Here is an 8812-nt window from a genome sequence, read left to right as displayed (position 1 = left end):
GCCCCACCGAACCGCCGGGGTCTAAAGACAGATGGCCATCAGAACCTCATCGATCCGGTCCTGACTCAACCGCTCCTCCACAGCCGCCGAGGCCGCGATGATCAGCTCGCCGCAGAGCTCGATCTCGGCGAGCGCCACGTGGTCCTGCACCGTCGTACCGCCTGCGGGAGTCACGCGTGTCACCTCTCTCTGCCGCCCTCGCCCGTCGGCGCTCGGCTCTCCAGCGTAGGGATCGCACGCCGTGCCGCGCATGACACGGATGGACCATTTCCGGATAGCGGGACCATGGCCCGGACGCACCGTCCGGTCCCGCCGGCCCCCTAGTCGGCGATCTTCCCCGCGTAAATGTCCCCGCTTGCGGGCAATACGACGGTCACCGGCGTCCCGAACCCGTACAGCAGCGTGGTCGAGGAGACATCGATCACGCCATTCTTGACGTACGTGAACCGGTGCCTGACCTTCCGCAGCCGCCCCTCCTCGTCGAGGTACGCGTCGAACGGCACGCTGTCCTTGCTGAACCCTTTCGCCGCCGCCTCCAGCGCCCCCTTGACCCCCGGCGACGCGCTCTGCGCGGCCCGCCCGATGTCCGTCGTCCCCCGGTAGTGCCGCACCTTGGTGCCCGACACCTCGGTCTGCCCCACGTACGTCACCTCCTGCGCCCCGCGCAGCAGCTCGGCGGCGGCCAGCGGATCGGTGGCCCCGCCGGTGACGAGGTTCCCGTCGGACAGCGCGGCCGTGTCGAGCCGGACCCACTTGTCGTCGGGCACCCCGGCGCCCCGGTTCTTCATGTAGAGCGCGCCGGGGACGAGCAGCTCGGTGATGGGCCGGTGCTCGGGCTTGCCGGTCACGTCGGCGGGCAGCATCACCAGCAGCTGGCCCATCCGCTTCTTGAAGTCGACGCCGCCCTCGCCGCGGATGGTGACCACGGTTCCGCCGGTGGCCATCTCCATCGCGGTACGGGCCCTCGCGCTGCCGGTGGCGGTGAGCGCGTCGGCGGCCCCGCGGACGGCCGCGGCGGGATCGCCGGGCGGCCGGTCGTCGCCGGGCGCGGCGGCTCCGGCTCCGGCTCCGGTTTCCGTCCCGGTACCGCTCGCGGCGCCGCATCCGCCGAGGCCGGCGACGGTCACCGCCACGCAGACCGCGAGCACCGCCTCACCCGCACGCCTTCGCCGCCGCCTGTGCTGGTGCACCACCATCGCCTGCCAACCCCCAACGCGTGACCGCTGTTTGCCCGAGGCCCCACCCGCTCCGGTTAACGAGGTCCGGGGTTTCCCGTCACGGCCGAGCCCGGTGCGGGCCCCGTACCGGACCGGGCCGGACCGAGTACCGTGGAGGCGTGGATCCGCACACGAAGGCGACCCTGGCCCCTCCGTTTCCCGCTGTGCCGCTGACACGTCCCCCCGTGGAGCCCGCACAGCAGCCCTCCGGACACATCACGAGCACCGCGGAACGCGGCTCCTTCTGCCTCGCCGTCTGCAGCTGTGGCTGGACCGGCCCGGCCCGCCGTTCCAGAGACCTGGCCCGCAAGGACGCCACCGGCCACTCGGCGGGATAGGAGCACCCCCGTTCGGACGGCCCGGGTGGCCGGGCCGCTCGGGAGCGGTTGCCCTTGACTCATGCCAGGTACCGCACCCCGCCTCGCGGCCCTCCTCTGGGCCCTGCTGATCGCGTTCACCCCGGCTGCGGCGGCCTGGGCCCGGCCGGTGGGCTCGGCGGACGGCCCGGGCGACGTGGCCCTGGCCATCGGCGTCACCACCGCGGCGGCCGTCGCGACCGGCCTGTGGCTCCGTTCCCGCTACCGCCGCGAGGACCCGGAGCACGAGACCGGGGAGGACGACCACCAGTGACCCGCCCCCGCCCCACGGCAGTCCGCCTCTTCTACGCCGCAGCCGCCCTGTGCCTCCTGACGGCCACGGCCCTGTCCCTCTGGTCCCACACCACCTGACGAGGACCCGCCCGGCGGTGCCACGCACCAGGGAGGTACACCCCGAACGGGGTCACCCCCTCACGGGCCTACGGGGTACCGCACGCGGGGCCCCCGCCCACCGCCCGGGCAAGGCGGGCGCGGAGCCACACACGCGAACGGCGCCCACCGTCCCGCCGCACCGGACCCGCCCCCCGCCCGGCCAGGGCTTACGCGGCGAGGTCGTTCTCCGCCGGCCGCTGCGCCAGTTCGACCGGCCGGGCCACCACCCGGTCCCCGGCCCGTACGAGCCACCCCACCCGGGGCGCCCGCGCGACGGCCCGTACCAGGGGGGTCAGCGCGGCCATGGCCAGCGGCGCCAGGACCAGTACGACGGCGGTGCCGAGCGCGAACCCCCCGATGACGTCGGTCGGGTAGTGGACGCCCAGGTACACCCGGCACAGCCCCTCGGCCAGCGCCAGCCCGATCCCGATGAGCCCGAGCCGCCGGTTCGCGAGGAACACCCCGACCCCGAGCGCCATCGCGAGAGTGGCGTGGTCGCTCACGAACGAGAACCCGGCACCCGGCCCGGCCGAACCGCCGAGCACCTCAAGCCCCTCGTGCTGCAGGAACGGCCGCGGCCGCGCCACGAATCCGCGCAGCGGCACGTTCACGAGCAGGGCGATGGCCGCGGCGAGCGGCGCCCACACCAACGCGGCGAAGGATTCGGCGGCCGTCGCCTCGTCCTGCCGACGGGCCCCGCACCAACACCACAGCACGAGAAGGAGCATGGCCAGCGGCAACCCGTACCCGCCGAGGACCGCGACGCCCCGGTCGAACCAGCCCGGGGCGTGCCGGGCCAGGCCGTTGATCTCGTACAGCAGGCCGACATCCACATTCGGCCCACCCGTTGTGAGTCCAGCCATGCGCCGCGGCCCCTTGCCTGCCTAGGTCCCCTGCGGACGCACGGCGGTGTGCGCCCCTACAACCCCCCGCCGATCAGCCCCCGTGTTCATGGAACGCCCGTTCTGGCAGCTACGTTCCACTCTCCACCGAATGATCACTCCAACGTTATCCAAGAGTGATTCGTCATCGCAGCTCAAGGCCTGCGGTTGACGCAGAGTCGCTACGCCGCCGGAGTGGCGGCCGCCCGCTCCGGAAGAGCCTCCGCACCGTCCTTGGTGACCCGGGTCGCACCGAAGTAGTCGGGCGTGTCGACCTTGTCGAACCGGATGACCGCGCCGGTGAACGGGGCGTTGATCATGTACCCGCCGCCCACGTAGATGCCTACGTGCCGGATCTCCCGAGAGTTCGTCAGATCATCGGAGAAGAAGACGAGATCCCCGGGCAGCAACTCGGCACGCGAGGGGTGCGACCCGGCGTTGTACTGGTCGTTGGCCACGCGCGGCAGCTCGATCCCCACGGTCTCGTACGCCGCCTTGGTCAGCCCCGAACAGTCGAACCGCCCGTCCTGATCGGCCGTCCCGTTGCCACCCCACAGATACGGCGTCCCCAACTGCTTCTGCGCGAAGTAAATGGCCCCGGCAGCCTGCTGCGAGGGCGCCACCCGCCCGACGGGTGCCTCGAAGCTCTTGGCGAGGGTCGTGATGGCCTTCACGTAGCCCTCGGTCTCGCGGAACGGAGGCACGCCCTGGTGCTGGAGAACGGCACCGGGCCCCGCGTTGTACGCGGCCAGCATGTTCTTGACGGGGTCGCCGGGCACCTTGCCCACATAGCGCGCGAGCTCGCAGTCGTACGAAGCGGCCGACGGGATCGCGTCGTTCGGGTCCCAGATGTCACGGTCGCCGTCACCGTCGCCGTCGATCCCGTGGGTCGCCCACGTGCCCGGGATGAACTGGGCGATGCCCCGCGCGTCGGCCGGGCTGACGATGTCGGGGTCCCAGCCGCTCTCGGAATAGAGCTGGGCGGCGAGCACGGCGGGCGTGAGGGTCGGGCAGAGGACGCCCCACTTCTGCACGAGGGACTGGTACTTCCCCGGCACGGCCCCCTTGACGAGCCCCGCGAGACGGCCCCCGGCGGCACTCTCGATCCCGGCCGCGGCCGAGTAGGTGCCGACCACCAGCAGGACGAGGAAGCTGAGACACGCCCCGAAGCCGATCCCGCCGATCACCCAGAATCTGCGCACCCGTCAACCCTCCCCCATCGCCTTGCGTTTATCGGAGCATTCACCACCCGTGTCGAATCATCCCTTCTGTCGGCCCATCCGGTCAGCTCTTCTGATTGATCGCTTTCGACTCGGGCCGTCCGCACGGGACGCCAGGGGCCGTCAGGGGCCGCTGGGGAAGCCCGTACAAAAGATGCTCTTGTGGTCCGTGTCGGACGTTGCGTGCCGGAACACCACGGTCCAGACGCCCGGATCCTGCGAGAGCGGAGCGGCCTTGACCGTCTTGCCGTCGACCAGCATGGAGAAGTCATCGGGGTAGGTGACGTACTTCCAGTCGGTCCCCTGCCCCTCGTACACGTTGCGGGCCTTTGCCACGAAGCCGAGTTGACGGTTGTCCGTCACCGCCGTGGAGCGGCCGTTCGCGTCGATCTCGTGCTGCGGCTTCACGACGACGGCCACGTAGTACGGCGGCATGTCGGCGGGGGCGTCCTTCATCCGGTAGCCGATCTGGACCGTGCCGGCCGCCACCTGCTTCGTGGTATCGGTCTCCGCCGTGGTCACGGCGATCTGGAAGGCGGACTTGGGGCGCTCCTCCTCGGGCTCCCTGCAGTCGTTCACCTTCAGGCTGGGGTCGAAGTCGTCGAAGTTCGGTCCCGTCTGACGGATGAAGGTGGGCGGACCGGCCGCGGGCTGTGCGGCGGGCGTCCCGGACGGCCCGTCGGCGCCCGGCGTCCCGCCACCGGGGCCCGCGCTCTTGCCCGGGGGGCTCTGCGCGCTGCCCCGGGGCGTCCCACCGTCCCCGCCACCCAGCGGCAGCTTCCACACCGCGACCGCCCCCACCAGCGCCAGTGCGATCCCCGCCGCGGCCCAGACCGCCGCCCGGCGCCGCGGCTGAGGAGCGGCCACCTGCCGGGTCGGCGTGTACCGGTGGGGCAGCCCGGGACCCTGCGTACGCATCTCGTGCAGCGGCACGGCCTCGCCCAGCACGCCGAGCCCGACGTAGACCGGATCGTCGACCAGGGCGTCGCGCACCCCGCAGCGACGGATGACCTCGGCCAGGGCGGGCCGGTCCGCCGGGGCCTTCGCCACGCAGGAGCCGATCAGCGCGGCCAGCTCCGGCTCCACCCCCGCCAGGTCGATCCGTTCGTGCACGGCGCGGTAGCTCACGGTCGCCGCCGCGCCCTGGCCGAACGGCGGCCGCCCGGTGGCCGCGTACGCGAGCGTCGCGCCGAGCGCAAAGACATCGGCGGCCGGTCCCGCTTCGGCCCCCAGGAGCACCTCGGGCGCCGTGTAGCCGGGGGTTCCCGGCGCCTGGCCGTCCTGCGTGAGCACGGTGTCGCCCACACCGCGCGCGATGCCGAAGTCGATGAGCTGCGGCCCCTGCGCTCCCAGGATCACGTTCTGCGGCTTGAGGTCCCGGTGGGTCACCCCGTAGGCGTGGACGCTCCCGAGCCCCTCCGCGAGCGCGGCGAACAGCCGGCGGCAGGTTGCGGCGGGCAGGGCACCGCGCTGTGCGACCACGTGACTGAGCGTCGGGCCGGCCACGTACTCGGTCGCGATCCAGTACGGGGGCGACGTCAACGAGGCGTCGATCAGGTTCGCCGTGTACGCCGACCGCACGGCGCGCACCGTCTCGGCCTCGCGGCGGAAGCGCGCCAGCGCCTCCGGGTGGCCCGTGATCTCGTCCCGGATCACCTTGACCGCCACCAGCCGCCCGCCGGGCGACCGGCCCAGGTACACCTGTCCCATCCCGCCCGCCCCGAGCCGGGTGAGCAGCGCGTGGGCCCCGATGTGCGTCGGATCGGTCTCTCTGAGCGCCTCCATCCGCCCGAGACTGCCACACCGACTGCCCTATTCCTAAGGCGGGTTGGCGGTCAGAGCCGCCCGCGGGCTCCCGTACGGATCCCCGCCGGCGGCCCGCACCCGTACGAGCGACACGGCTCCCGGCGGACCGGCCTCAGCGCGGTGCCACGAAAAGGCTCTGCGCGCCCCGCCCGATCGGCCCCTTCTCGTCGTGCAGCCGGGCGTCGGCCAGGCCGATGCCCGCCGCGTCCACGCTCGTACGGGACTCCACGCACACCCACTCCCCCACCGGATGCCGGTGCAGGTGCACGGTGAGGTCCCCGTTGACGAAGACGAACCGGCCGAAGTCCATGACCGCGCTGATCCCGTTCCCCGAGTCGGCGGCCACCAGCACCCGGTCCAGCGGCCGGACCGCCTCGCCCGCCACCAGCGGCACCCGCATCCGCATCCAGCAGGTCCCCGGCCCCGGCTCGGTGAAGGAGCCGTCCGTGAACCGGGCCTCCACCGAGGTGTGGTAGCCCCTCTCCCACGGCACCGGGAAGAACGGCGACGCCGCCGCCTCCCCCGGCGTCGGCACCACCGCCCCCGGCGCCACCGCCGGCACCGGCTCCCCGGCCACCCGGATCCGCAGCGCCCGCGCCAGCATCACCGGCCCGGAAGCGCCCTCGGGGGTGAGGGCCGCCTCCACCAGCTCGGTGTTCCGGCCCGCCCGGAGCACGCTCGTGGTGATCTCCAGCCCGCCGATCGGCACCGGCCGCAGGATCTCGTACGTGATGCGGGCGATCCGCATGTCGTCCCGCGCCCCGGGCCGTTCCTCGACCGCCCGCCCGAGCAGCGCGGCCGGCGGCCCGGCGTGCTGCGACCCCGCGTCCCACGGCCCGCGCGTGGCCTCGCCCGCCACGAACCGCCCCGTGCCGATCCGCTCGTAGAACCCGCCCTCAGCATCCATGCCCCGCACGCTACCGAGAGGTAATCACCGTCGGCCAGCCCCCTTCACCCGGCTCAGCGCGCGAACCCCAGCCCCACCCCCAGCCCCACCAGCACCGACCCGATCGCCCGGTTCAGCGCCTTCTGCGCCTTCAGCATCCGGTCGCGCAGCCGCGCGTCCGAGAAGAACAGCGCCACCGACCCGAACCACACCAGGTGCGCGGCCGACATGAACAGCCCGTACCCCACCTGCCGCCACGCCGGCGTGCCCGGCTCCACGACCTGCGTGAAGGTGGACACCACGAACAGGGTGGTCTTCGGATTCAGCACGTTCGTCAGGAACCCGGACCGCATCGCCCCCAGCGGACTCAGCACCGCCTTCGACTCCAGGTCCACGGTCAGCTCGGCCCGCGCCCGGAAGGTCCGGATCCCGATCCACACCAGGTACGCGGCACCCGCCAGCTTGATCGCCGTGAACAGGGCGGTCGACGAGGCGATCAGCAGACCGACCCCGAGCATCGTGTACGAGACGTGCACCAGCACCCCGGCCGCGACCCCGGCCGCCGCGAACAGCCCCGTGGGCCGCCCGTACAGATAGCTGTTCCTGACCACCATGGCGAAATCCGCGCCCGGACTGATCACCGCGAGCACGGTGATGACGGCGACTGCGATCACTTCTGTCATGCACAGATCCTCACCACCCCACCGGCGGGGATCAAGGCCCGCCCCTCCCTCTCCACCAACACCGGCCCCATCCTCACCCTCCGCCCCTTCCACCCGGACGACCGCGCACCGCTCCGGGCCCGGATCACCGAGGTCGGCCTCGGCGTCTGGGCCCACAGCACCACGGCCGCCCTCCACCTCTACGAGAAATCGGCTTCCGCACCGGGACCGCCGCGGAAATGCGGCTCGCCGCCCCACTCCGCCGACGGGTGACAATGGCAGGGTGCCCATCCCCACCAGCCCCGCGCTCCCCGTCCTCCCCGTCCTCCAGGCCGACTGCGGCAACTGCTTCGCCCTGTGCTGCGTCGCCCTGCCCTTCGCCAAGTCCACCGACTTCGCCGTGAACAAGTCCGCCGGAACCCCCTGCAAGAACCTCCAGCAGGACTTCCGCTGCGGCATCCACACGCGGCTGCGCGACAAGGGCTTCCAGGGATGCACCGTCTTCGACTGCTTCGGGGCAGGACAGCAGGTCTCCCAGGTCACCTTCGGCGGCCGGGACTGGCGCGCGCACCCCGAGACCCGCGCGCAGATGTTCGAGGCCTTCCCCGTGATGCGGCAGCTGCACGAGCTGCTCTTCTACGTCGCCGAGGCCCTCACCCTCCCCGCGGCCGCCCCGGTCCACCCGGCCCTGCGCACGGCCCTGACCCGGACCGAGGCCCTCACCCGGGCCGACGCGAAGGCCCTGACCAGCCTCGACGTCGGCGCGCTCCGCCAGGAGATCAACCCCCTCCTCCTCAAGGCCAGCGAGCTGGTACGCGCCAAGGTCCCGGGCCGCCGCAAGAACCACCGCGGCGCCGACCTGATGGGCGCCCACCTCTCGGGCGCCGACCTGCGCGGGGCCAACCTGCGCGGCGCCTACCTGATCGCCGCCGACCTCAGCGGCGCCGACCTGCGGGGCGCCGACCTGATCGGCGCCGACTTCCGCGACACGAACCTCCGCGGAGCCGACCTCCGCGACACCCTCTTCCTCACCCAGCCCCAACTCAACGCCGCCCAAGGCACCCCCACCACCCGCATCCCCCCGTCCCTCACCCACCCCACCCACTGGCACCCCACCAACCCCTGAGACGCAGCGCAGCCCCAACCCAGCCCCACCGGCGTTTGAGGCGCGGCCCAGCCCAACCCAGCCCCGCCGGCGTTTGAGACGCAGCCCAGCCCAAATCCAGCCCCACCGGCGTTTGAGACGCGGCCCAGCCCAGCCCCGCCGGCGTTTGAGACGCGGCCCAGCCCAGCCCCGCCGGCGTTTGAGACGCGGCCCAGCCCAGCCCCACCGGCGTTTGAGGCCCGGCCCCGCCCCAACCCCACCCGCCCGCGGGTGTGGGCCCGGCCCC

10 protein-coding genes are annotated in these 8812 nt (G+C 72.9%); 3 read left to right on the top strand and 7 right to left on the bottom strand.

Annotated features, from left to right (window positions below):
* Positions 1 to 21 precede the first annotated feature (21 nt).
* Together ACFV0Q_RS33565 and ACFV0Q_RS33560 are read right to left on the bottom strand one after the other, a co-directional pair.
* On the bottom strand, positions 22 to 174 hold the full coding sequence (locus ACFV0Q_RS33565) for a hypothetical protein (RefSeq protein ID WP_266576516.1): 153 nt from the start codon (positions 172 to 174) through the stop codon (positions 22 to 24).
* Between the two features lie 146 nt (positions 175 to 320).
* A complete protein-coding gene (locus tag ACFV0Q_RS33560; RefSeq protein WP_385010592.1) occupies positions 321 to 1196 on the bottom strand; it encodes a hypothetical protein in 876 nt (291 codons plus the stop codon).
* Positions 1197 to 1402: 206 nt separating this feature from the next.
* On the opposite strand from ACFV0Q_RS33560, the gene ACFV0Q_RS33555 reads away from it, so the two are divergent.
* Both ACFV0Q_RS33555 and ACFV0Q_RS33550 read left to right on the top strand, forming a co-directional pair.
* Complete coding sequence (locus tag ACFV0Q_RS33555) at positions 1403 to 1555, top strand: hypothetical protein (RefSeq protein WP_385010590.1); 153 nt, start codon at positions 1403 to 1405, stop codon at positions 1553 to 1555.
* Positions 1556 to 1616: 61 nt separating this feature from the next.
* Positions 1617 to 1847: a hypothetical protein gene (locus tag ACFV0Q_RS33550; protein WP_385010588.1), complete on the top strand. Its 231-nt coding sequence runs from the start codon at positions 1617 to 1619 to the stop codon at positions 1845 to 1847.
* A gap of 286 nt (positions 1848 to 2133) precedes the next feature.
* On the opposite strand, the gene ACFV0Q_RS33545 is transcribed toward ACFV0Q_RS33550, so the two are convergent.
* The 5 genes from ACFV0Q_RS33545 to ACFV0Q_RS33525 all read right to left on the bottom strand — a co-directional run bounded on the left by ACFV0Q_RS33545 (position 2134) and on the right by ACFV0Q_RS33525 (position 7442).
* Positions 2134 to 2829 (bottom strand): phosphatase PAP2 family protein, encoded by a 696-nt coding sequence (locus ACFV0Q_RS33545; RefSeq protein ID WP_385010586.1) that lies wholly within the window; start codon positions 2827 to 2829, stop codon positions 2134 to 2136.
* A gap of 200 nt (positions 2830 to 3029) precedes the next feature.
* On the bottom strand, positions 3030 to 4049 hold the full coding sequence (locus ACFV0Q_RS33540) for an NlpC/P60 family protein (protein ID WP_385010584.1): 1020 nt from the start codon (positions 4047 to 4049) through the stop codon (positions 3030 to 3032).
* Between the two features lie 141 nt (positions 4050 to 4190).
* A complete protein-coding gene (locus ACFV0Q_RS33535) occupies positions 4191 to 5852 on the bottom strand; it encodes a serine/threonine-protein kinase (protein WP_385010582.1) in 1662 nt (553 codons plus the stop codon).
* A gap of 133 nt (positions 5853 to 5985) precedes the next feature.
* Complete coding sequence (locus tag ACFV0Q_RS33530) at positions 5986 to 6780, bottom strand: thioesterase family protein (protein WP_385010580.1); 795 nt, start codon at positions 6778 to 6780, stop codon at positions 5986 to 5988.
* Positions 6781 to 6833: 53 nt separating this feature from the next.
* The gene (locus ACFV0Q_RS33525; RefSeq protein ID WP_385010578.1) at positions 6834 to 7442 is read right to left on the bottom strand and encodes a LysE family translocator; all 609 of its coding nucleotides are present in this window, start codon (positions 7440 to 7442) and stop codon (positions 6834 to 6836) included.
* A 262-nt stretch (positions 7443 to 7704) separates the two neighbouring features.
* Here ACFV0Q_RS33525 and ACFV0Q_RS33520 point away from each other — a divergent pair, with 262 nt between their 5' ends.
* The gene (locus ACFV0Q_RS33520) at positions 7705 to 8547 is read left to right on the top strand and encodes a pentapeptide repeat-containing protein (RefSeq protein ID WP_385010576.1); all 843 of its coding nucleotides are present in this window, start codon (positions 7705 to 7707) and stop codon (positions 8545 to 8547) included.
* The last annotated feature ends 265 nt before the right edge of the window (positions 8548 to 8812 follow it).

This window comes from Streptomyces sp. NPDC059564, from assembly GCF_042735575.1.
Classification (GTDB): Bacteria; Actinomycetota; Actinomycetes; order Streptomycetales; family Streptomycetaceae; genus Streptomyces.
Note: the sequence above shows the minus strand (reverse complement) of the source record. Positions and strands in the feature narration are given on the sequence as shown.